This is a genomic window from Saccharopolyspora sp. NPDC047091 (assembly GCF_040643635.1).
GTDB lineage: Bacteria > Actinomycetota > Actinomycetes > Mycobacteriales > Pseudonocardiaceae > Saccharopolyspora_C.
In genome coordinates, this window is sequence record NZ_JBEYUS010000001.1 from 177457 (window position 1) to 199979 (window position 22523).

11 protein-coding genes are annotated in these 22523 nt (G+C 72.2%); 7 read left to right on the plus strand and 4 right to left on the minus strand.

Annotated elements, in window-relative coordinates:
- The coding region (locus ABZ805_RS00925) for a hypothetical protein (RefSeq protein ID WP_358432551.1) at nucleotides 1-910 on the plus strand (910 nt) is incomplete at its 5' end.
- Nucleotides 911-970: 60 nt separating this feature from the next.
- On the opposite strand, the gene ABZ805_RS00930 is transcribed toward ABZ805_RS00925, so the two are convergent.
- Nucleotides 971-4198: a CHAT domain-containing protein gene (locus ABZ805_RS00930; protein WP_358432553.1), complete on the minus strand. Its 3228-nt coding sequence runs from the start codon at nucleotides 4196-4198 to the stop codon at nucleotides 971-973.
- 747 nt (nucleotides 4199-4945) lie between these two features.
- On the opposite strand from ABZ805_RS00930, the gene rpoB reads away from it, so the two are divergent.
- Nucleotides 4946-8428 carry a DNA-directed RNA polymerase subunit beta gene (gene rpoB, locus ABZ805_RS00935; protein ID WP_358432555.1) on the plus strand — a complete coding sequence of 1161 codons (3483 nt, stop codon included), beginning with the start codon at nucleotides 4946-4948 and terminating at the stop codon, nucleotides 8426-8428.
- Between the two features lie 111 nt (nucleotides 8429-8539).
- Nucleotides 8540-12451 (plus strand): DNA-directed RNA polymerase subunit beta', encoded by a 3912-nt coding sequence (locus tag ABZ805_RS00940; protein ID WP_358432557.1) that lies wholly within the window; start codon nucleotides 8540-8542, stop codon nucleotides 12449-12451.
- A gap of 161 nt (nucleotides 12452-12612) precedes the next feature.
- On the opposite strand, the gene ABZ805_RS00945 is transcribed toward ABZ805_RS00940, so the two are convergent.
- The gene (locus ABZ805_RS00945; protein WP_358432559.1) at nucleotides 12613-13104 is read right to left on the minus strand and encodes a hypothetical protein; all 492 of its coding nucleotides are present in this window, start codon (nucleotides 13102-13104) and stop codon (nucleotides 12613-12615) included.
- 97 nt (nucleotides 13105-13201) lie between these two features.
- On the opposite strand from ABZ805_RS00945, the gene ABZ805_RS00950 reads away from it, so the two are divergent.
- Complete coding sequence (locus ABZ805_RS00950; RefSeq protein WP_358432561.1) at nucleotides 13202-14140, plus strand: NADP-dependent oxidoreductase; 939 nt, start codon at nucleotides 13202-13204, stop codon at nucleotides 14138-14140.
- A 91-nt stretch (nucleotides 14141-14231) separates the two neighbouring features.
- Here the strand turns inward: ABZ805_RS00950 and ABZ805_RS00955 are convergent, their stop codons facing one another.
- A complete protein-coding gene (locus tag ABZ805_RS00955) occupies nucleotides 14232-14735 on the minus strand; it encodes a DUF6319 family protein (protein WP_358432563.1) in 504 nt (167 codons plus the stop codon).
- A 123-nt stretch (nucleotides 14736-14858) separates the two neighbouring features.
- Nucleotides 14859-16262: a PLP-dependent aminotransferase family protein gene (locus ABZ805_RS00960; RefSeq protein ID WP_358432565.1), complete on the minus strand. Its 1404-nt coding sequence runs from the start codon at nucleotides 16260-16262 to the stop codon at nucleotides 14859-14861.
- A 298-nt stretch (nucleotides 16263-16560) separates the two neighbouring features.
- Here ABZ805_RS00960 and ABZ805_RS00965 point away from each other — a divergent pair, with 298 nt between their 5' ends.
- The 3 genes from ABZ805_RS00965 (at nucleotide 16561) to ABZ805_RS00975 (ending at nucleotide 22511) form a co-directional block, all read left to right on the plus strand.
- Complete coding sequence (locus tag ABZ805_RS00965; RefSeq protein WP_358432567.1) at nucleotides 16561-17661, plus strand: ADP-ribosylglycohydrolase family protein; 1101 nt, start codon at nucleotides 16561-16563, stop codon at nucleotides 17659-17661.
- Nucleotides 17662-17933: 272 nt separating this feature from the next.
- Nucleotides 17934-21830, plus strand: coding sequence for an ADP-ribosylglycohydrolase family protein (locus ABZ805_RS00970; protein WP_358432569.1), 3897 nt, complete (start codon nucleotides 17934-17936; stop codon nucleotides 21828-21830).
- A gap of 141 nt (nucleotides 21831-21971) precedes the next feature.
- Nucleotides 21972-22511, plus strand: a complete 540-nt coding sequence (locus ABZ805_RS00975; protein WP_358432571.1) for a YbaB/EbfC family nucleoid-associated protein — start codon at nucleotides 21972-21974, stop codon at nucleotides 22509-22511.
- The last annotated feature ends 12 nt before the right edge of the window (nucleotides 22512-22523 follow it).

Below are 22523 nucleotides of genomic sequence, written 5' to 3' on the forward strand. Positions count from 1 at the left end.
TGCCGAGCGGACTTCCGGTGCCGAGCAGGGTTCCGAGCAGGGCAGCGGGGCCGGACAGGCCGGCGGAAGCGAGCAGGACGCTGCCGATCAGAACTCCACTGATCAGGGCTCCCCCGACCAGGGCTCGACTGACCAGGGCTCCGCGGATCAGGGTTCCACCGACCAGGGCTCCGACGCGGTGACCGCGCAGTCCACGACCGCGGAGGACGCGGCCACCGCCGACCGCCAGGAACCGGACGCGGCGGAACAGCGCTTCCACGCCGTCGCCGACCTGCCCCAGGACGAGAACGCCACCGCCGAGGAGACCGCAGCTCCCGGGACGACCGCCGCCGCACCGAGCGGCACGGCCGAGCCCACCGGCGAGGACGGCGGCGAGACCGCGGAGCAGACCGCCGAGCAGACCGCCGAGCGGCCCGGCGGCACCGGGCTCATCGCGGTGCTGCTCGCCGCGACCGTCGTGCTCGCCGGACTCGCCTCCTGGTTCGGCGTCGAGGCCTACGGCGCGTTCCACGGCAACCGGGCGCTCGCCGACCAGGCCACCACCAGCGAGGTCAACGGCCAGATCACCGACGGCGTCGAGAAGATCTTCTCCTACGACTTCGCCGACACCGGCAAGACCGAGCGCGCCGCGAAGGACCTGCTCGTCGGCCGCGCCATCGGCGAGTACGAGCAGCTGTTCACCACCGTCAAGCAGCAGGCGCCGATCCAGAAGCTCGTCGTCACCACCACGGTCAAGGCCAGCAGCGTCAACCGCCTCGAAGGCGACCGCGCCGAGGTGCTGCTGTTCGTCGACCAGAACGCCACCCGCACCGACATCGGCGGCGAGCCGTCCGTCGGGCCCGCGCAGGTCGTCATCAGCGCGGAGCGGCACGGCGACCAGTGGAAGATCGCCAACATCAGCCAGCACTGAGCACCGACCTGCGGACGCCGCACCGCCCGGGAACCCGGAAATCCGGGCGGTGCCCGCAGGTCAGGGGCCGACGTGCAGGTGCGCGGACCAGCGCGACGGCATGTCGGGGAACTCCGCGCGCAGCCGCCGGGACACGTCGTGCAGGGCGTGCGAGGCGTGGCCGGTGTCGAACTCCGCGGTGCCAAACACCGCCTCGTACACCTCCGAGTGCACCTCCAGCGCGCACTCCTCGTCGACTTCCCACAGCGAGCCGATGACGTGCGCGAAACCCGCGAAGCCCAGCGCGGTCGCCAGCGGGACCGCCGCCGCGGACGGCGCGTCCACGAACGTCGAGCACCGGCCCAGGTAGCCGAACTCCGTCTGGTGCAGGCCGAGCTGGCCCAGCTCCACCAGCCCCAGCCCGCGCTGCGGGGGTTCCCGGTCCAGCACCAGCCCGGCCGCGGGCTGCGCGGGGTACTGGGCGCTCGGTTCGCACACGTGCACCCACGCCGCGCCGGGCAGCAGCTGCTGCATCTCCGTGGCCGAGGTCGTCGCCGGGGACAGCACCTCCGCGTCCGGCCAGTAGCGGGCGAGGATCTGGTTCTCCCGCGGCAGCTCCCGCGCCCCCGGTTCCAGCGCGTCCGCCGCCACCAGCGCCCGGCCCTGGTCCGGGACCGGCCGGTGCCGGGTCTCGTTCAACGCGCCCAGCGTCGGGACGTACGAGGACACCACCCGGTCCAGCGCGCTCGCCCCGTCCCGCGCGGCGGCGGCGTGCAGCGGCAGGAATCCCAGCGGGCCCAGCACGCACCACCACAGGCGCGGCCAGCGCTGGCCCTCCGCGGGCGGCTGCACGTATCCCATCCGGTCCAGCACCGGGCGGGTGACGTTGTGCCATGCCCAGTCCAGCGCTTCCAGCAGCGCGCGCTGATCGCGCTGGTCGGTCACGCCCAGCGCGGCCCTGGACTGCTCCGCGGCGGCATCGGGGCCCGCGCCCGGCAGCGGGACGGTCAGCACCCGGCCGGCGACCAGGACCAGCGCGTCCGCGCGGTACCGGCTCAGGTTGACCAGCACCACCGAGCCTTCCTCGCCTTCCCCGGCGAGCTCGGCGAACGGGCGTAACCGCAGGTGGTCGGCGTGCGTCGGGTCGGAGCGCACCTCGCGCAGCAGGTCCTCCCACGCGTCTACCAGCCGGGCGCGCAGCGCGCCGCCCTCGGCCGGGTCGGTCAGCGCGGGCTCGCCCGGCGGCCGGTCCAGCAGCCTGCGCAACCGGACGGCCTCGTCCGCGAGCTCCGGGTGGTCGCGGTGCAGCGCGCCGAGCTCGCCACCCGCGGGCAGGAAGTCCGACAGCAGCGCGGCGTGGCCGTGCTCCAGCAGCTCCACGGCGCGCTCCGGCTCGCCGTTCTCCACGGCGCACGCGGCCGCGTCGGCGGCGATCCGCGCCCACCGCTGCTGCATCGCGGGGGCGGCCACCGCCCGCTTCGCCCGGGTGACCAGCGGCAGCAGCTCCACCGCGGAGGTGAACGACTCCACCGCCTCCGACCAGCGCTGCGCACCCGCGGCGAGCCTGCCGTTCAAGCTCGCGGCCCGCAGCCGCTGATCGGCGGGCGCCGACGGCTGCGCGGCGGCCTCGGCGAGCACCCGCCGCGCCCAGCGGTAGAACCGGCGCCGGCCGGTGCGCTGGTGCAGCGACTGCAGGGCCCGGCCCAGGTGGGTGGCGACCGCGGCCCGCTCCGGCGCGTCGGCCGACATCGCCTCCAGCGCGCGGTCGAACCACTCCACGGCCGCTTCCAGCTCGCCGGTGCGGGTCGTGCGGCGGAACCGGTGCGCGGCGATCACGCCGAGCTGCGCCCAGGCCAGGTGCTGCGGGGTTTCGGGCGCGGTCGCGGCCTGGTCGCACACCTGCTTGGCGCGGTCCAGGTCGTCCTCGTCCGCGGTGTTCTCGTACCGGGTCAGCAGGCTCAGCGCCAGCGAGTGCAGCACCTTGCCGTTCAGCGAGCCCTCCGCCGCGGCCTCCCCGGCGGCGACCGCCGTGTCCAGCGCGTCGGCCTCCGCGCCGTGCAGGAAGTGCCTGCGCAGCAAGGCCCCGTAGCCGGCGAGCGCGAACGGCCGCTCCGGGTCCTCGGCCGCCATGCCCCGGGCGCTGGCGGCGTAGGCGCGCAGCGTGCGGCGCAGCGGACCCGGTTCACCGGTGCTGTCCACGTGCTCGACCGTCGACTCGGCCAGCAGCACCAGGGCGCGCCCGAGCAGCGGGTGTCCCGGGCTCAGGACGCCCAGCACGCCGACCAGCTCACCGATGCCCGACTCCAGGTCGGCGAGGTCGCCGGCCTGCTCGAAGCGCAGCCGGAGCGCACCCGCCAGGTGGCACAGCGCCCCGCGCCGCGCCTCCCCGTCAGCGAGCCCGTCCGCCCCGCGCCGCAGGTGCGTGATGCCCTCGTCCAGGTCCTGCGCCGAACCGTTGCGCTGGTAGCGCCGCAGCAGCGCGGCTCCCAGGTTGATCCGCAGCTCGGCGGCCTCGGTGCCCCCACCGCGGGACGCGGCCCGCGCGGCCTCGCGGAACACGTCGATCGATTCGTCGTCCGAGCTCGGGTCGCCCGCGAGCCGCGCGTGCGTCTTCAGCGCGTTCGCCAGCCGCACCAGGGTCATGATCCGCCGCGGATCGCGCCGCGGGGTCTGCTCGGTGGCGAGCCGGGCCGCCCGCACGGACTCCGCGGCGTGCGAGGCGTCCTCCCCGGTGACGGCGAGCTCGGTCAGCGCCAGCGCCAGGTTGCACTGGTACAGCACCAGGTCGGGGTCGTCCTGGTGCGCGCTGGTCGCGGCGTCCCGGTAGTAGCCGACCGCGTCCTCGAGGTCCTCGACCTGCTTGCTGTGCAGGTACCGCAGCTGGGCCGCGCTGCCCAGGTTGTTCAGCACGCCCGCCCGCGCCGGGTCGCGGTCGTCGAGCACGCCCGCGGTCGCGCGGAACACCTCGGTCACCCAGGGCAGCTGTTCGAAGTCGAGGGTGGAGATGATGCCGTTCATCGCCGTGATGGCGTCGGCGTACCGCTGCTGCGGGCTGGGGCGGTCCGGACCGGTCGCGCGCGGGGCGTCCGCCTGGCCGCCGGGATGGCTCTGGCTGCTCGACTGGCCATGACCACCGGCTCGGGCCTGGAGGCCGGCGCGGGCTTGGGCGGTGGGCCCGCCGTCCGCGGCTGCGGCCTCGCCCGCCGGGGCGCTGAACCACGACGCTCCGGCACCGGCGCCCTGCTGCTCACCGGTCGAACGCGCTCGCCCGTCGGCGAGTTCGTCCGGCCGACCCGCATCGTCATTCATCCCGATTCTCCTGTGGCATGCTCACACGACTATCAGCGTCGCGGCGTCGCGGGGCGTTTCACCGTACCGATGTTCACCGGTACCGAATAGCCCGTGCGTTCGCTGCGGGGAGCCGAGGACCGGGGCACGCGCTCCGTGCACGAGCCGCGACTCCCTGCGAGGTCAGCCGGGCGGCGTTCCCCGGCCGCACCCCCGCTGGATCACCCGGGCGGGGGCCTGCGGCGTGAGATGGCCGACAACGCCGGCGGCTTACTGGATCATAGGCGAACCGGGGTGCTCCCCGGTGGCGGAAACCGCGGAATCCGGGTGCGGTGTGCGATCGGGGCGGTCGGTTCCAGCGGCCGCGAGACCTGGCGGAAACTCGCCTGAACTACCGCGCGGTAAAGTCATGACCAGGGAGAACGGGCCCCTTGGCGATCACGTGTAGTGATCGTGTCTTGCGCCACGAGGGTGATCGGAGCGTGATCTCTTGACTGTCGGCGGCGGCGGGTTCACTCTGGTTCCCAACACGGGCAGGGCCTCGCGAGGTGCGGCTCCGCAGACGACTTCCGGGACGGTTCGTCGGCGGGCCCCTCGACAGGTGGCGTCGTAGCGTCTAGACTGCTACTTTGCGCTGCCCTCTTTCCGCCCTCCCCATGACGGGATCTAGGATCGTGGGCGCCATTGCACCCTTGACAGTCGTGTTAGTCGGTTGCCAACGCCTCCTGACGCGGCTGTAGCCAGTTCAGAGTCCCGGAAGGACGCATCTTGGCAGTCTCCCGCGCGACCAAGGTCTCTGCAGCTTCCAACTACACGTCGGGGATCGCTGGGGCACCCAGGCGGGTCTCGTTCGCGAACATCCGCGAACCGTTGGAAGTACCTGATCTGCTCGATCTGCAGGTCCAGTCCTTCGAATGGCTCGTCGGCGAGGAGGCCTGGTTCCAGCGCCGGGTCGACGCCGGCGATGACAGCCCAGTCGGTGGCCTGGAAGAAGTCCTGAGTGAGATCTCCCCGATCGAGGACTTCTCCGGATCGATGTCCCTGTCCTTTACGGATCCGCGCTTCGACGAGGTCAAGGCCTCGGTTGACGAGTGCAAGGACAAGGACATGACCTACGCGGCCCCGCTGTTCGTCACGGCCGAGTTCACCAACCACACCACTGGCGAGATCAAGAGCCAGACGGTGTTCATGGGTGACTTCCCGGTCATGACCGACAAGGGCACCTTCATCATCAACGGCACCGAGCGCGTCGTGGTCTCCCAGCTCGTGCGCTCGCCCGGCGTCTACTTCGACAGCTCGGTCGACAAGACGACGGACAAGGACGTCTACAGCGTCAAGATCATTCCCAGCCGCGGTGCGTGGCTGGAGTTCGACGTCGACAAGCGCGACACCGTCGGTGTCCGCATCGACCGCAAGCGCCGCCAGCCGGTGACGGTGCTGCTGAAGGCCCTGGGCTGGAGCGCGGAGGCGATCCGCGAGCGGTTCGGCTTCTCCGAGACGCTGATGGCGACCCTGGAGAAGGACCACACCGCCGGCCAGGACGAGGCGCTGCTCGACATCTACCGCAAGCTGCGCCCGGGCGAGCCGCCGACCAAGGAGAGCGCGCAGACCCTCCTGGAGAACCTGTTCTTCAAGGAGAAGCGCTACGACCTGGCCCGCGTCGGCCGCTACAAGGTCAACAAGAAGCTCGGCCTGGAGCTGCCGTTCGACTCCGGCGTCCTCACCGAGGACGACATCGTCACCACCATCGAGTACCTGGTCCGCCTGCACGCGGGCGAGACCTCGATGGGCGAGGGCGACCTGGAGGTGCCGGTCGAGGTCGACGACATCGACCACTTCGGCAACCGCCGCCTGCGCACCGTCGGCGAGCTGATCCAGAACCAGGTCCGCGTCGGCCTGTCCCGCATGGAGCGCGTCGTCCGCGAGCGGATGACCACCCAGGACGTCGAGGCGATCACGCCGCAGACGCTGATCAACATCCGTCCCGTGGTGGCGGCGATCCGCGAGTTCTTCGGCACCTCGCAGCTGTCGCAGTTCATGGACCAGACGAACCCGATCGCGGGCCTGACGCACAAGCGCCGGCTCTCCGCGCTCGGCCCGGGCGGTCTGTCCCGGGAGCGCGCGGGCATGGAGGTCCGCGACGTCCACCCATCGCACTACGGCCGCATGTGTCCGATCGAGACGCCGGAAGGCCCGAACATCGGCCTGATCGGCTCGCTGGCCACGTTCGCGCGGGTCAACCCGTTCGGCTTCATCGAGACGCCGTACCGCAAGGTCGTCGACGGCCGGGTCACCGACCAGATCGACTACCTGACCGCCGACGAAGAGGACCGCTACGTCAAGGCGCAGGCCAACGCGCCGATCGACGATGACGGTGTCTTCCTCGACGACCGCGTGCTGGGTCGCCGGAAGGGCGGCGAGGTCGAGCTCCTCGCCCCGACCGAGATCGACTACATGGACGTCTCGCCGCGGCAGATGGTCTCCGCCGCGACCGCGATGATCCCGTTCCTCGAGCACGACGACGCGAACCGCGCGCTGATGGGCGCGAACATGCAGCGCCAGGCGGTGCCGCTGCTGCGCAGCGAGTCCCCGCTGGTCGGCACCGGCATGGAGCTCCGCGCCGCCGTCGACGCCGGTGACGTGGTGACCGCCGACAAGGCCGGTGTCATCGAGGAGATCTGCGCCGACTACGTGACGGTGATGGCCGACGACGGCACCCGGCACACCTACCGGCTGCAGAAGTTCAACCGCTCGAACCACGGCACCTGCACCAACCAGAAGCCGATCGTGAACGAAGGCGATCGCGTCGAGGTCGGTCAGGTCATCGCGGACGGGCCGTGCACCCAGAACGGCGAGATGGCGCTGGGCAAGAACCTGCGCGTGGCCATCATGCCGTGGGAGGGGCACAACTACGAAGACGCGATCATCCTGTCCCAGCGCCTGGTGCAGGACGACGTGCTCACCTCGATCCACATCGAGGAGCACGAGGTCGACGCCCGCGACACCAAGCTCGGTGCCGAGGAGATCACCCGGGACATCCCGAACGTCTCCGAGGACGTTCTGGCGGACCTCGACGAGCGCGGCATCATCCGCATCGGCGCCGAGGTCCAGGGTGGCGACATCCTGGTCGGCAAGGTCACGCCGAAGGGCGAGACCGAGCTGACCCCGGAGGAGCGGCTGCTGCGCGCGATCTTCGGCGAGAAGGCCCGCGAAGTCCGCGACACCTCGCTGAAGGTGCCGCACGGCGAGACCGGCAAGGTCATCGGCGTCCGCGTGTTCAACCGCGACGAGGACGACGAGCTGCCCCCGGGCGTCAACGAGCTGGTCCGCGTCTACGTGGCGCAGAAGCGCAAGATCCAGGACGGCGACAAGCTCGCCGGCCGGCACGGCAACAAGGGCGTCATCGGCAAGATCCTGCCGATCGAGGACATGCCGTTCACCGAGGACGGCGCCCCGGTCGACATCATCCTGAACACCCACGGTGTGCCGCGACGGATGAACATCGGCCAGGTGCTGGAGACCCACCTCGGGTGGATCGCCTCGCAGGGCTGGTCCATCGACGGCGACCCGGACTGGGCCAGGCGCCTGCCCGCGGACCTCTACGAGGTCGAGGCCGGCACCAACACGGCCAGCCCGGTCTTCGACGGTGCCCGCGAGGAAGAGATCACCGGCCTGCTCGGCTCCACCCTGCCGAACCGCGACGGCGAGCGGATGGTCAAGGCCAACGGCAAGGCGCAGCTGTTCGACGGCCGCAGCGGGGAGCCGTACCCGTACCCGGTGGCCCTCGGCTACATGTACATCCTGAAGCTGTCGCACCTGGTGGACGACAAGATCCACGCCCGGTCGACCGGCCCGTACTCGATGATCACCCAGCAGCCGCTGGGTGGTAAGGCGCAGTTCGGTGGCCAGCGCTTCGGTGAGATGGAGTGCTGGGCCATGCAGGCCTACGGCGCCGCGTACACCCTGCAGGAACTGCTGACGATCAAGTCCGACGACGTCATCGGCCGCGTGAAGGTCTACGAGGCCATCGTCAAGGGCGAGAACATCCCTGACCCGGGTATCCCGGAGTCGTTCAAGGTGCTCCTCAAGGAGCTGCAGTCGCTGTGCTTGAACGTGGAGGTGCTCTCCACGGACGGTGCTGCCATCGAGATGCGCGACGGAGACGACGAGGACCTGGAGCGTGCCGCGGCGAACCTCGGCATCAACCTGTCCCGGAACGAGTCCCCCTCGGTGGACGACGTCGTTCAGTGACCTCGCCGCCGGTCCGCGGGCATGTGCCTGCCCGCGGACCGGCCTTCGACCCAACCTGGCATTCCCGGCCGGTAGCCGGCCGGACCTTTCGACTAAGGGAGAAGACCCGACGTGCTGGACGTCAACTTCTTCGATGAACTCCGCATCGGCCTCGCCACGGCCGACGACATCCGCCAGTGGTCGTTCGGCGAGGTCAAGAAGCCCGAGACGATCAACTACCGAACCCTGAAGCCGGAGAAGGACGGGCTCTTCTGCGAGAAGATCTTCGGTCCGACCCGCGACTGGGAATGCTACTGCGGCAAGTACAAGCGGGTCCGCTTCAAGGGCATCATCTGTGAGCGCTGCGGCGTCGAGGTGACCCGGGCCAAGGTGCGCCGCGAGCGGATGGGGCACATCGAGCTCGCCGCTTCGGTGACGCACATCTGGTACTTCAAGGGCGTTCCGAGCCGGCTGGGCTACCTGCTCGACCTGGCTCCCAAGGACCTCGAGAAGATCATCTACTTCGCCGCCTACGTGATCACCTCGGTGAACACCGAGATGCGGCACAACGACCTGTCCACGCTCGAGAACGAGATGGCGGTCGAGCGCAAGCGGGTCTCCGACCAGCGCGACGCGGACCTCGAAGCCCGTGCCCAGAAGCTCGAGGCCGACCTGGCCGAGCTCGAGGCCGAGGGTGCGAAGAGCGATGTGCGCCGCAAGGTCAAGGAGGGCGGCGAGCGCGAGATGCGGCAGCTGCGCGACCGCACGCAGCGCGACATCGACAGGCTCGACGAGATCTGGGAGACCTTCACCAAGCTGGACACCCGCCAGCTGATCTCGGACGAGATGCTCTACCGCGAGCTCTACGACCGGTACGGCGAGTACTTCACCGGCGGCATGGGCGCCGAGTCCATCCAGGCGCTGCTGCAGGACTTCGACATCGGTGCCGAGGCCGAGCTGCTGCGCGAGACGATCCGCTCCGGCAAGGGGCAGAAGAAGCTGCGCGCGCTCAAGCGGCTCAAGGTCGTCGCCGCGTTCCAGGCCACCGGGAACAACCCCGGCGGCATGGTGCTCAACTGCGTGCCGGTGATCCCGCCGGACCTGCGTCCGATGGTCCAGCTCGACGGTGGCCGCTTCGCCACCTCGGACCTGAACGACCTGTACCGCCGGGTCATCAACCGCAACAACCGCCTCAAGCGACTGATCGACCTCGGCGCGCCCGAGATCATCGTCAACAACGAGAAGCGGATGCTGCAGGAGTCCGTGGACGCGCTGTTCGACAACGGCCGTCGCGGGCGCCCGGTCACCGGCCCCGGCAACCGGCCGCTGAAGTCGCTGTCCGACCTGCTCAAGGGCAAGCAGGGCCGGTTCCGCCAGAACCTGCTCGGCAAGCGCGTCGACTACTCCGGCCGTTCGGTCATCGTCGTCGGCCCGCAGCTGAAGCTGCACCAGTGCGGCCTGCCGAAGGAGATGGCGGTCGAGCTGTTCAAGCCGTTCGTCATGAAGCGGCTGGTCGACCTCAACCACGCGCAGAACATCAAGTCCGCGAAGCGGATGGTGGAGCGCCAGCGCCCGCAGGTGTGGGACGTGCTGGAAGAGGTCATCGCCGAGCACCCGGTGCTGCTGAACCGTGCTCCCACGCTGCACCGCCTGGGCATCCAGGCCTTCGAGCCGCAGCTGGTCGAGGGCAAGGCCATCCAGCTGCACCCGCTGGTGTGCGAGGCGTTCAACGCCGACTTCGACGGCGACCAGATGGCGGTGCACCTGCCGCTGTCGGCCGAGGCGCAGGCCGAGGCCCGGATCTTGATGCTGTCCAGCAACAACATCCTCTCGCCCGCGTCGGGTCGCCCGCTGGCGATGCCGCGTCTGGACATGGTCACCGGCCTGTACCACCTGACCAGGCTGGTCGAGGGCGCGCCGGGCGAGGGCCAGGCGTACTCCTCCGTGGGCGAGGCCATCATGGCCTTCGACCGCGGCGGGCTCTCGCTGCAGGCGAAGATCCGGATCCGGCTCCGCGACGTGGTGCCCGCCAAGGACGCCACTCCGGAGGACTGGGAGCCGGGCAAGCCGTGGCTCGCCGACACCACGCTGGGCCGGGTGTTCTTCAACGAGCTGCTGCCCGAGGACTACCCGTTCGTCAACGACCTGCTGCCGAAGAAGCGGCAGGCGGCGATCGTCAACGACCTCGCCGAGCGGTACCCGATGGTCACCGTCGCCCAGACGCTGGACAAGCTGAAGGACGCGGGCTTCCACTGGGCCACCCGCTCCGGTGTGACCGTGTCGATCTCCGACGTGGTCGTCCCGCCGCAGAAGAGCGAGATCCTCGACTCCTACGAGCAGCGCGCCGAGCAGGTGGAGAAGCGCTACCGCCGCGGTGCGCTCTCCTACCAGGAGCGGAACGCGGAGCTCGTCAAGGTCTGGACGGCGGCCAAGGACGAGGTCGCCGAGGCCATGGAGAAGAACTTCCCCGAGGACAACTCGATCAGCATGATCGTGAAGTCCGGGGCGGCGGGCAACATGACCCAGGTCGTGCAGCTGGCCGGCATGCGTGGTCTGGTGTCGAACCCGAAGGGCGAGTACATCCCGCGCCCGATCAAGGCGAACTACCGCGAAGGCCTGTCCGTGCTGGAGTACTTCATCTCCAACCACGGTGCCCGCAAGGGTCTGGCCGACACGGCGCTGCGTACCGCCGACTCGGGTTACCTGACCCGTCGTCTGGTGGACGTCTCGCAGGACGTCATCGTGCGGGAGACCGACTGCGGTACCGAGCGCGGCATCAAGATGCCGATCGCCGAGGTGCTGCCGGACGGCACGGTGCTGCGCGACGCGCACGTCGAGACCAGCATCTACGCCCGCACGACCGCCGAGGACGTCACGGACTCGGACGGCAACATCGTGCTCACCCGCGGTTCCGACCTGGGTGACCCGGCGATCGAGAAGCTGCTCGCGGCCAAGATCTCCAAGGTCAAGGTCCGCAGCGTGCTGACCTGCGAGTCCGGCGTCGGCGTCTGCGCGGTCTGCTACGGCCGCTCGATGGCCACCGGCAAGCTGGTGGACGTCGGCGAGGCCGTCGGCATCGTCGCCGCCCAGTCCATCGGTGAGCCCGGCACGCAGCTGACGATGCGTACCTTCCACCAGGGCGGTGTCGCCGGTGACGACATCACCACCGGTCTGCCGCGTGTCACGGAGCTGTTCGAAGCCCGGGTCCCGAAGGGCAAGGCGCCGATCGCCGACGCCCCCGGGCGGATCCGGATGGAGGACAACGACCGGTACTGGAAGATCACGGTCATCCCGGACGACGGCAGCGAGGAGATCGTCTACGACAAGCTGTCCAAGCGGCAGCGGCTCGCGACGATCTCGGTGGACGGCAGCGAGCGGCAGATCGCGGACGGCGACCACGTCGACGTCGGCCAGCAGCTGCTGGAAGGCGCCGTCGACCCGCACGAGGTCCTGCGCGTGATGGGGCCCCGCGAGGCCCAGCTGCACCTGGTCCGCGAGGTCCAGGAGGTCTACCGTTCCCAGGGCGTGGGCATCCACGACAAGCACGTGGAAGTCATCGTCCGGCAGATGCTGCGGCGCGTCATCATCATCGACTCGGGTGCGACCGAGTTCCTGCCCGGTTCGCCGGTGGAGCGCTCGCAGTTCGAGGGCGAGAACCGCCGCGTGGTGGCCGAGGGCGGGGACCCGGCTTCGGGCCGCCCGGTGCTGATGGGCATCACCAAGGCCTCGCTGGCCACGGAGTCCTGGCTGTCGGCGGCCTCCTTCCAGGAGACGACCCGCATCCTCACGAACGCCGCGATCGAGGGCGCGAGTGACAAGCTGGTCGGCCTGAAGGAGAACGTGATCATCGGTAAGTTGATCCCGGCCGGTACCGGCATCAACCGCTACCGCAACATCCAGGTGCAGCCGACCGAGGAGGCGCGGGCCGCGGCGTACGCGATCCCGTCCTACGACGACGGCTACTACACGCCGGACGTGTTCGGCGCGGGCACCGGTGCCGCGGTGCCGCTGGACGACTACGACTTCGGTCGCGACTACCGGTGATCCGGTAGGCGGCCGCAGGTCGCGGAGCAGTGCACGGGAGGTCCCCGCTCGGGTTCGAGCGGGGACCTTCCGCTGTTCGGGGGTCTGCGGCGCGGTGCCGCGGACGAGCGCGCGAACCGGGGCGGCGCAGCCGCGGACGGCGCTGCGCAGCAGTTCGACGATCATGTCGGGGTTCCTCCGGTCAGCTCTGAGGACGGGCCCGCGGGCAGCCGGATGCCCCGGCGGCGGGCTTCGGTGAGCAGGATCAGCTGGTCGTGCAGCAGGCGGTGCCGCGACGCCTCGCACGCGCGGATCTCGGCGACCAGCCCGGCGTCCGTGCACCCCGCGGCGTGGTGGTCGGTGAGTGGATCGGCCGCGGACCAGGACGGTTCGGCGGGCGATCCGGGTTGGGGACGGCTCGGTGCGGAGGCGGTGGCCGCGGGGTCGGTGGCCGGGAGATCGGCGGCCCCGGTCCCGGCGGACGGGGGCTGCTGGGTCGACGGGGACTCGGTCAACGGGGGCTCGGCGAACGGGGACTGGGCGTACGGGGACTGGGCGTACGGGGGTTCGGCGGGCACCGGCTCGCCCGGCGGTCGACCGGCGTTCCCGGGGGAGCGGCCGGGCGTCCCGGGCACGAGGTGCAGCCTGCGGTGGGTGCGGGTTCTGGGGTCCATGAATCCGATCATCCGGACTCGAACACGCGTTCGCCACTACACGAGCGGGTGGTCCTGAACCGGAATATCCGGCGTCCGGGGCGGGGTTGCACCGGGTATGCGAGTGATCGGCGTTTCCGAGTTCGGTGGTCCCGACGTGCTGCGCGAATTCCAAGTCCCACCACGGCACGCGGGCCCGGGTGAGGTCCGCGTGCGGGTGCGCGCGGCCGCGGTCAACCCGACCGACACCCTGCTGCGCAGCGGCGCGCAGGCCGAGCGGCTGCGGGACGTGCCACCGCCGTACGTCCCGGGCATGGACGTGGCGGGGGAGCTGGACGAGGTCGGCGAGGGCGTCGACACCGGTCTCGCCGTCGGCGACCGGGTGGTCGCGATCGTCGTCCCGCACGGGTCCCACGGCGGCTACTCGGAGAGCCTGGTTCTCCCGGCCCGCTCGGTGGTGCGCGCCCCGGCCGGGGCGGATCACCCGGCGGCGGCGACGTTGCCGATGAACGCGATGACGGCGCGCCAGGCGCTGGACCTGCTGGAACTCGCGCCGGGCGAGACGATCGCGGTCACCGGTGCGGCGGGAGCGTTCGGCGGCTGCACGATCCAGCTGGCGAAGGCCGACGGGCTGCGAGTCATCGCGGACGCGGCCGACCGGGACCGGGAGCTCGTCCGGTCGCTGGGCGCAGACGTCGTCGTGCCGCGCGGGGACGACGTGGCGGCGCGCATCCGCGAGGTCGAACCGGACGGGGTGCCCGCGATCGCGGACGGGGCGCTGCTCAACGACCGCCTGCTGCCCGCGGTGCGGGACGGCGGGCGGATCTCGACCACGCGGTTCTTCACCGCCGACGCGGAGCGCGGCATCAGCTACCGGCCGGTGAGCGTGCGGGAGTACGCGCAGGAGTGGGAAAAACTGGACCGGCTGCGGTCCCAAGTGGACGAAGGGGTGCTGGACCTGCGGTTGGCTCGGACCTACCCGGCGGCGGAAGCGGCGGAGGCGCACCGAGCCCTGGCGGCGGGCGGCGTGCGGGGCCGGTTGGTGCTGGAGTTCTGATCGGCGCGGCCGCGCGGACCGGGCGCCCCGGACGCGGCCGCCCCGGTTCGGGGGCGGTGGCGTCCGGGGGCTCGGCCGACCGGTGCGGTCGTCAGCCCTCGAGCTCCAGCAGGGCCTTGCGGACCCGCTCGACCTCGGCTTCGAGCTCGGCGAGCTTCGCCTCGTGCTGCTCGCGCGCGGCGCTCAGGACCTCTTCGATGGCTTCGGAGATGTCCTGGTGGAGTTCCGCCGCCGCCTTGGAGACCGCGGCCGCCGGGACCGGCAGCCCCTGCACGACGCGCTTGCCGGCGTGCATCAGCTCGGCCTGCCACTCGCCTTCCGCGGTGCCGGTCACGGTCAGCGTGAGCTCGACGGTGCGGGTCTTCTTGGCGGTGCTCTGCTTGCGGGCGCGGGTCTTCTTCGGCGCGGGCTCCGCGGTCGCGTCCGCCGGAGCGGCGTCGGCCGGGGGCGCGTCCGCCGCGGCGGGCTCGGAGGGCGTCGCCTCGGCCTGCGCGGTGTCCGCCTCGACCTGGGCGGTGCTGTTCTCCGGCTGCGCCGAAGCCTGCTCGGCTTGGGTCTCTTCGCTGGTCACCTGGTCTGCTTCCTGCTCGCCCACGGATTCTCCTTGCTGTGCGCCGGTCGGTGACCCAGGATAGAACACCAGTTCCCCTGCGCCGTGTCGGCGGGCGGGGACCGGCGCGCGTGGGCACTGTAGCGGGAGCCCGCGCGGCGGTGGCGGTCATGGGTCGAGCGTGTCGAGCAATGCCGCCAGGGCGGGGCGGAACGCGTGCTCGGCGGGTGCGGCGTAGCCGATCACCACGCCCGCGGGGTGCTCGCCGGGCCGCACCCACCACGGGCCGAGCACGTCGAGTTCGACGCCGCGGGCGCGCGCCCGCGCGAGGACCTCCTGCTCGCCGGGTCCGTCGGGGTCGAGCCGCAGCGTCAGGTGCAGTCCGGCGGCGATGCCCGCCGGGTAGCGCCGGTGCCGGGCGCGCAACCCGTCCAGGCCGTGCAGCAGCTGCTCCCGCCGCGTCCGGTACACCGACCGGGATCGGCGCACGTGCTGGTCGTAGGCGCCGGAGCGCAGCAGTTCCCCCAGCGCGAGCTGGTCGAACACCGGCCCGAACCGCCCGTGGGTGCGCATCGTCCGCACCGGTTCTACGAGCCGGGCGGGCAGCGCCAGCCACGCGATGCGCAGCGCGGGAGCGAGCGTCTTGCTCGCCGTCCCCGCGTAGATCACCGCGTCCGGGGCCATGCCCTGCAGCGAGCCGACGGGGTTGCGGTCGAAGCGGAACTCCCCGTCGTAGTCGTCCTCGACGACGAGCCTGCCGTCGGCCTTCGCGTTGCGGATCAGCTCGGCGCGGCGCTGCGCCCGCATGGTGACGCCGAGCGGGAACTGGTGCGCGGGCGTGACGACGACGGCCGGGCTGCGCAGCGCGGCCACGTCGATGCCGCCCTCGTCGACCGGGATGCCGCGCACGGTCATCCCGTCGTCGGCGGCGATGTCCCGGAAGTGCGGCAGCGACGGGTCCTCGAAGTCGATCGAAGACCCGCCCTCGGCGCGCAGGACCCTGCTGATCAGCGAGAGCGCCTCGCTGTAGCCGTTGCAGATGATCAGCCGCTCAGGGGTGGTGTGCACGGCGCGGGCCCGCCGCAGGTAGTCGGTGAGCGCTTCGCGCAGCGCGAGCGGCCCCTGCGGGTCGCCGTAGTCCAGCTCGTCGGCGGGCATGGTGCGCAGCACCCGGCGGCTCGCGGCCAGCCAGTCCTTGCGCGGGAAGGCGCTCAGGTTCGGCCTGCCCGGCCGGAAGTCCCAGCGCGGCGCGCGGTCCGCAGGCCGGGGCGCCGGGGAGGCGGGGCGTTCGCCGCTGCGGAGCCGGTCGGCGACGGTGGTGGGCGCGCCTTGCCGGGACAGCAGGAAGCCTTCGGTGCCGAGCTGCGCGTAAGCCCTGGTCACGGTCCCGCGGGCGATGCCGAGGTCGTGGGCGAGGGCGCGGGTGGAGGGCACGCGGCTCCCCGCGGCGAGGCGGCCGTCGCGGATCGCCGCGCGCAACGCCTCCGCGAGGGTGCTGCTGTCCGGTCGTCCCGACCAGTCCAGGTGCAGGTCCAGGCCGGATTCGAGGGAACCGGAACGTTCGCGGTTCACGGCCGCGAGCTTACTGGTCGGGTCTGTCGGCCCTCGTCGCGAGCGGGCGGGTGGCGGAACCTCGGCGGGTTTCTCACTGCGGGATCGTTTTCGCAGGCGGTTCCGCCACATGCGAAAACGGTGTCCTCGCCGGCATCCCGCTGGGAACCCGCGGGTGGTCCTGTTGCTCAGGTGGTCGCTAGCTCAGCGGCTTCGCCGCTGACAGGAAGGACGGCGGGTGGGCGAACGGGGCGAAACCGGCCCGGGCGGGGGTGCGGCATTGCTAATCTTCGCCGGGTCGCGAGGAGGGGGCGGACGAGTGCAGCAGGGGCCGGATTCCCACGAGCGTTTCCTCGGCAGCATGCTCGGCGGAGCGTTGGGCGACGCGCTGGGTTTCGCCGTCGAGTTCCGCCAGATCGACAAGATCCGCGAGCGGTACGGGCCGGACGGCGTGACCGGCCCGGTGCTCGCGGACGGCCTGGCGCAGATCTCCGACGACACGCAGATGATGCTGTTCACCTTGGAAGGCCTGGTGCGCGCGCACGTGGCGCGCCGGATGCAGCCGGTGGACAACGACCCGCTCCCGGAGGTCCAGCACGCCTACCAGCGCTGGCTGCACACCCAGAACCGCAGCTGGGCGGAAGCGGCAGGTCCGTACGCGGTGCACCTGGCGGAACCGGACGGCTGGCTGATCGCGCGGCGCGAGCTGTTCGAGGTCCGCGCCCCGGGCAACACCTGCATGCAGGCGCTGCTCGCGTTCGGCCACACCCACCGGCAGGCGACCCCGGAGAACGCGGCGAACGACTCGAAGGGCTGCGGCGGGGTGATGCGGGCGGCGCCGGTGGCGGTGTGGTCGCACGATCCGGCCGAGGTGTTCCACGCAGCGGTGGGCACGGCGGCGCTGACCCACGGTCACCCGTCCGGCTACCTGTCGGCGGGCGTGCTGGCGGTGGTGGTGCACCAGCTGATCCGGGAGGTGCCGCTGCCGGAGGCGGTGCGGCTGGCTCGGGACCTGCTGCTGCGGTGGCGCGGCCACGAGGAGCAGCTGCGGCTGCTGGACGCGGCGGTGGAACTGGCGGAGCAGGACGCGGTGTCGCCGGAGCAGCTCGCGGAACGGCTCGGCGGCGGCTGGGTGGGCGAGGAAGCCCTGGCCATCGGGCTGTACGCGGCGCTCGCGGTGCCGGACGTGCGACAGGCGCTGCTGCTGTCGGTGAACCACTCGGGCGATTCGGATTCGACCGGGATGGTGTGCGGGAACGTCGTCGGCGCGCTGCACGGGCTCCGCGCGCTGCCACCGGAGTGGCTGGACGTGCTGGAGCTGCGCGACGTGGTGACCGAGCTGTCCCGGGACGCGCTCGCCGAGTTCAGCCCGACCCCGCCCGCGGACGCCGCGTGGAGCAGGCGCTATCCCGCGTGGTGAGCATTCTCTCGATCACCGCGGCACCCGCCGTGGCCACCGCTGATCGACCCGCAGCACGCCACCCGGTCGTTGGATCACCCGGGGGAGTCGGCCGTGGCGTCGGCCAAGTGGGGCAACATTGACGGGGTGCGGTCCAAGGGATCGGCGGTGCTCCGCCGGAGCCGGGATAGCTCCCGGACGTCCGCCGCGGCGAAGCGGCGGCCCTGCGACCGACGTCCGCGACCGGTGGTCGTGGGCGGTGCCCCGCACGGTGACCCGACAGGAGACTGGGGATGACCGGTGACACCTCGTGGTTCGCGAACACGCACGGTTCGGCCGTGTCGCGGCGAGAGCCGCGCGTGCTGAGCTGGTCGGACCGATTCCGCGGCGCGCTGCTCGGCGGCGCCGTGGGCGACGCGCTGGGCGCGGGGGTGCGCACCAGATCGGCGTGGGACATCCAGCACTGGTTCGGCGCGCAGGGCGTGACCGACTACCTACCGGTGTTCGGGCGGCGCGGTGGCGTCACGGAGCTGACGCAGCTGGCCGTGTTCACCCTGGAGGCGCTGCTGCGGGCGCGAGCGGTGAACGGCGAGTCGGTGGACTGGCTGCCGACTCCGGTGATCCGCACGAACCACCTGCGCTGGCTGTACACGCAGGGGGTGCCGTGGGAGTTCGCGATGTCCGGCTACCTGCAGACCCACCCGGAGCCGAGCGGCTGGCTGCTGGAGACGCCGCAGCTGTTCTCCACCCGCAATCCGGCGGGCGGGGCGCTGTCCGGGCTGGGCAGGCTCGCCGCGCAGCCGCCGGCGCAGCAGACCCCGGACCCGCGGTCCGGCCCGGTCGTGCGCCCCGGTTTCGCCGACTGCGCGGTGTGGGCGGCGCCGACGATGGTGTGGAGCACCTCGGAGGAGCGGGTGTTCGCGGCGGGAGCCGACGTGGCCCGGCTGCTCACCGACGACGTGAACGTGCAGGGCGCTGCCGGGTTCCACGCGGACGTGCTGACCCAGCTGATCCAGGGCGACATCGGGCTGTGGGAGGCCGTGGGGCTCACCGATGCCCGGTTGAGCTCGCTGCACAGCGGGGCGGACGGACCGGCCGCGGTGCGCAGGGCGGTGCACGCGGCGATGTTCGCGACCCGCGACGGCCGCCGCCCGCGGCCCGCCGAGCTGGATGCCGAGTTCGACACCGAGCACAAGCCGGGGGAGCTGGGGACCGCGCTGGCCGCGGTCGCGGCCACCGGGAGCTTCGCCGAGGCCGTGCTGATGGCGGTGAACGTGTCGGCGGACAGCAGCGTCACCGGCGCGATGGCCGGGCAGCTCGCCGGAGCCCTGCACGGGCCGGACGCGATTCCGCCGCGGTGGCGCGATGAGCTGGAGCTCGGCGACATCATCGAGACGTTGTGCGCCGACGCCGCCGAGGCGTTCGCCCCGCCGCCGCCTCCGCCGCCGCTGCCGAAGTGGGCGCAGCGCTACGTGGGCGACCCGCGCGGTTCGTCCGGCCCGCGGGAGCTGAGCGCGCCGCTGACGACCACGGTCGACAGCGGCCGGGGCCCGGAGCCGGTGCGGCCGGTGGACGGCAGCAACGAAGAGACGATGATCATCGACTTGGGCCGGTTGAACTCCCACCCGGACGCACCCGAGTTCGGCGATCCGGCCGCGGAGGCCGCGCCGGAGCTCGAGCCGCGCTCCCGGCCGGAATCCCAGCCGCGGGAGGAGATCCGGCGGTCCGAGGCCGCGTCCCGGTCCGAGGCACCGGCCCGCCCCGAGTCGCAGTCCCGTCCCGAGTCGCAGTCCTGGGCCGAACCCCAGTCCCCGTTCGAGCAGCCGAGGTCCGAGCCGGAACACGAGCCGGTCAACGCGTTCACCCAGACCACCGACCGCACCGACCTGTCGATGCTCACCGGGCGCCGGCCGCAGACCGAGGACGCCGACGAGGCGCGGCCGATGCCGGACTTCGGAGCGGGCGGCTTCCAGCTGTCCACGGATCGCACCGATCGCGAAGAGCTGGCCCGGCTGGCGAAGCTGGTGTCGATCCGGCCGGAGGAGGCCGGCCGGATCCCGCGCGAGGAACCGGCCCCGCGTCAAGAACCGGCCCCGCGCCCGGAACCGCCTCAGCACCCGGACCCCGCCGCGGAACCCGAACCGCACCACGCCGAGTCCGCGCGCTACGCCGAGACTGCGGACCGGCACCAGTCCCCGAGCCGGCCGGAGTCCGCGCACCACGCCGAGGCCTCCTCGTCCTACGACGGCTCCGACGACGCCTCCCGCCACGACGAACCGCACGACCACGAGCACGCCGAACCCGCGCACCACGCCGAGGCGCCGCACGAGGAACCGCTCCCCGCCCCGGAGCAGGACGACCGGTACGCGCAGGCCGAGCCCGAGACGGCGGAGTTCGCCGCCGCCGAGGCGGCCCCCGACCAGTGGGCCGATCCCGACGACGCCGAACCGCACCAGGAGCAGGCCGAGCCGGTGGACCGGGGCTTCACCGCCGACCGCGAGGAACCCGCGCACCACGCCGCGGAGGCGGACTCGCCCGCCGACACCAGGCCGGCCAAGTCCCCCGGCTCGGGCGGGCACGCCAAGTCGGAGACCACCGACGAGGTGGCGCCCGCGCTGACCGAGCGGGTGCTGGGCTGCTTCCTCGGCGGCGCGCTCGGGGACGCGCTGGGCTCCGACCTGGAGTTCATCACCGCCGAGCAGATCACCGAGCGGTTCGGCCGGGGCGGTCCGCAGGGCCTCCGGGAGGCCTACGGCGTGCAGGGCGCGATCACCGACGACACCCAGATGACCTTGTTCAGCGCGGAAGGCCTGATCCGCGGCGGCATCGCGCGCCGCACCCTCGGCAGCACCGACCCGCTGCCGGAGATCCAGCTGGCCTACCAGCGCTGGCTGCACACGCAGGGCGTCGAGTGGGAGTTCGCGGCCGGTGCGTTCCGCGCCGTGTACCCGGAGCCGGACGGCTGGCTGGTGGAGGTACCGGGGCTGTTCTCCACCCGCTCTCCCGGCAAGACGATCTTCCGCGCGCTGGCCCGGTTCGGCGACGGCTACGCGGCCGGGTCGATCACCGAGCCGATCAACGACTCGAAGGGCTGCGGCGGGGTGATGCGGTCGGCGCCGATGGCGCTGTACTCGCCGGACCCGCCGGTGGCGTTCGAGCTGGCCGCGCGGGCCGCCGCGCTGACCCACAGCCACCCGTCCGGTTACCTGTCGGCGGGTGCGCTGGCGGTGATCGTGCAGCAGGCGCTGCTCGGCCAGACCCTCGACGACGGGGTGTGGCTGGCGCTGCAGGTGCTGGAGACCTGGGAGGGCCACGAGGAGACGAGCGCGCTGCTCAAGCAGGCCGTGGAGCTGGCGGAGCGCGGCGATCCGACGCCGGAGGACATCGCCGGGACGCTCGGCGGCGGCTGGGTCGGCGAGCAGGCGCTGGCGATCGCGGTGTGCGGTGCGCTGGCCGGTGGCGACGACGTGGCGAAGGCGCTGCGCATCGCGGTGCACCACGACGGCGACAGCGACTCGACCGGGGCGATCTGCGGCAACATCGTGGGCGCGCTGATCGGGCTGAGCGGGTTGCCGGTGAGCTGGCTGGCGGACCTGGAGCTGCGCGACGTCGTGGAGCAGATCGCGCTGGACTGCGTGGCCGAGTTCGGCGACTCGCTGTCCCGCGACCCGGATGCGCCCGAGCCGCTCGCGAGCGAGCGTCCCGCCGACGAGGAGTGGGACGAGCGCTACCCGGTGCGCAGGCTGCCGGTCACCACCGATGCGGCTCCGCTCGCGCAGCCGGATTCGGCGGTGCACCCGGATGCACCGGCGCAGCCGCAGCCGCCCGTGCACCCGGATTCGGCGTACCCGGATCCGGCGCACTCCGACTCGGCGCCGCATCCGAACTCGGCAGCGCATCCGAACTCGGCAGCGCACTCGAACTCGGCGGCGCACTCGGATTCGGCGGCGCACCCGGAGCCGCCCGCGCAGCCGGACCGTTCGACGTACCCGGACTCGCCCGAGGCACGCGCGGACGATCCCGGGGACCCGCCCACCGCGTTGCTGCCCGCCGTCGGGGCAGCCCCGCCGGAGCAGGCCCCGGAACCGCCCGCCCAGCCGGAACCGGAGCCGCTGGCGGCGTTCCCGGCGCCGAAGCCGTCGCCGCGCCGCATCCAAGGTCCGCAGCCCGCCTACGACGGCGAAGGCTGAGTGATCAGGGATACATCGCAGGCGGTGTGATCCGCCCCGGGGCGTCGAGGCGTGTTGGTAGCGTTCCCGCCGCACGAGAAGACCGGATCGGTCCGCCGCGCCGCTGCGCGGACACGACCGCCGCACACGTTCGGGGGCGGAGTGCCTGACGACATCAGCGCGACTGAGCGGATGGTCCGCGAGTGGCAGGAACGCGCGACCGAGAAGGCCGAGAAGTTCGGCCGCATGCAGGCTCAGATCGAGCAGATCTCGGTCACCGAATCCTCCCGCGACGGCGCGGTGCGGGTGACGGTCGGCTCCAGCGGCATGATCGAGGACCTGATGCTCGCGGAGAGCGCCGGGAACCGCCCGATGGCGAAGCTCGCGGGCGAGATCATGCGCACGGTGCAGCTGGCCCAGTCGAAGCTGCCGGAGCGCATGCAGGAGGCCGCGGCGAGCACCGTCGGCGAGGGCGACGAAGCCGTGCGCCACATGCTGGGGCAGGCCAAGCGCTTCTTCCCCGAACCGCCGGAGGAGGCCGAGGAGCCGTCGCGGCACCCCGGCGCGCAGGAGCGCCGTTCCGGACCCGAGGACGCCGGTGCGCAGCAGCGGGAGCCGAGCCGCCCGGCCCGGCCGCCGCACCGATCCGGCCCGGACGACTTCGACGACGAGGACTTCAGCCGCGGCTCGTTCCTGCGCTGACGACGGGGAGAA

What these genes read in the sequence shown, in the direction of transcription:
- ABZ805_RS00930 (WP_358432553.1), bottom strand. Translation starts at nt 4,198, where the DNA reads ATGAATGACGATGCGGGTCGGCCGGACGAACTCGCCGACGGGCGAGCG.
- ABZ805_RS00945 (WP_358432559.1), bottom strand. Translation starts at nt 13,104, where the DNA reads ATGGACCCCAGAACCCGCACCCACCGCAGGCTGCACCTCGTGCCCGGG.
- ABZ805_RS00950 (WP_358432561.1), top strand. Translation starts at nt 13,202, where the DNA reads ATGCGAGTGATCGGCGTTTCCGAGTTCGGTGGTCCCGACGTGCTGCGC.
- ABZ805_RS00970 (WP_358432569.1), top strand. Translation starts at nt 17,934, where the DNA reads ATGACCGGTGACACCTCGTGGTTCGCGAACACGCACGGTTCGGCCGTG.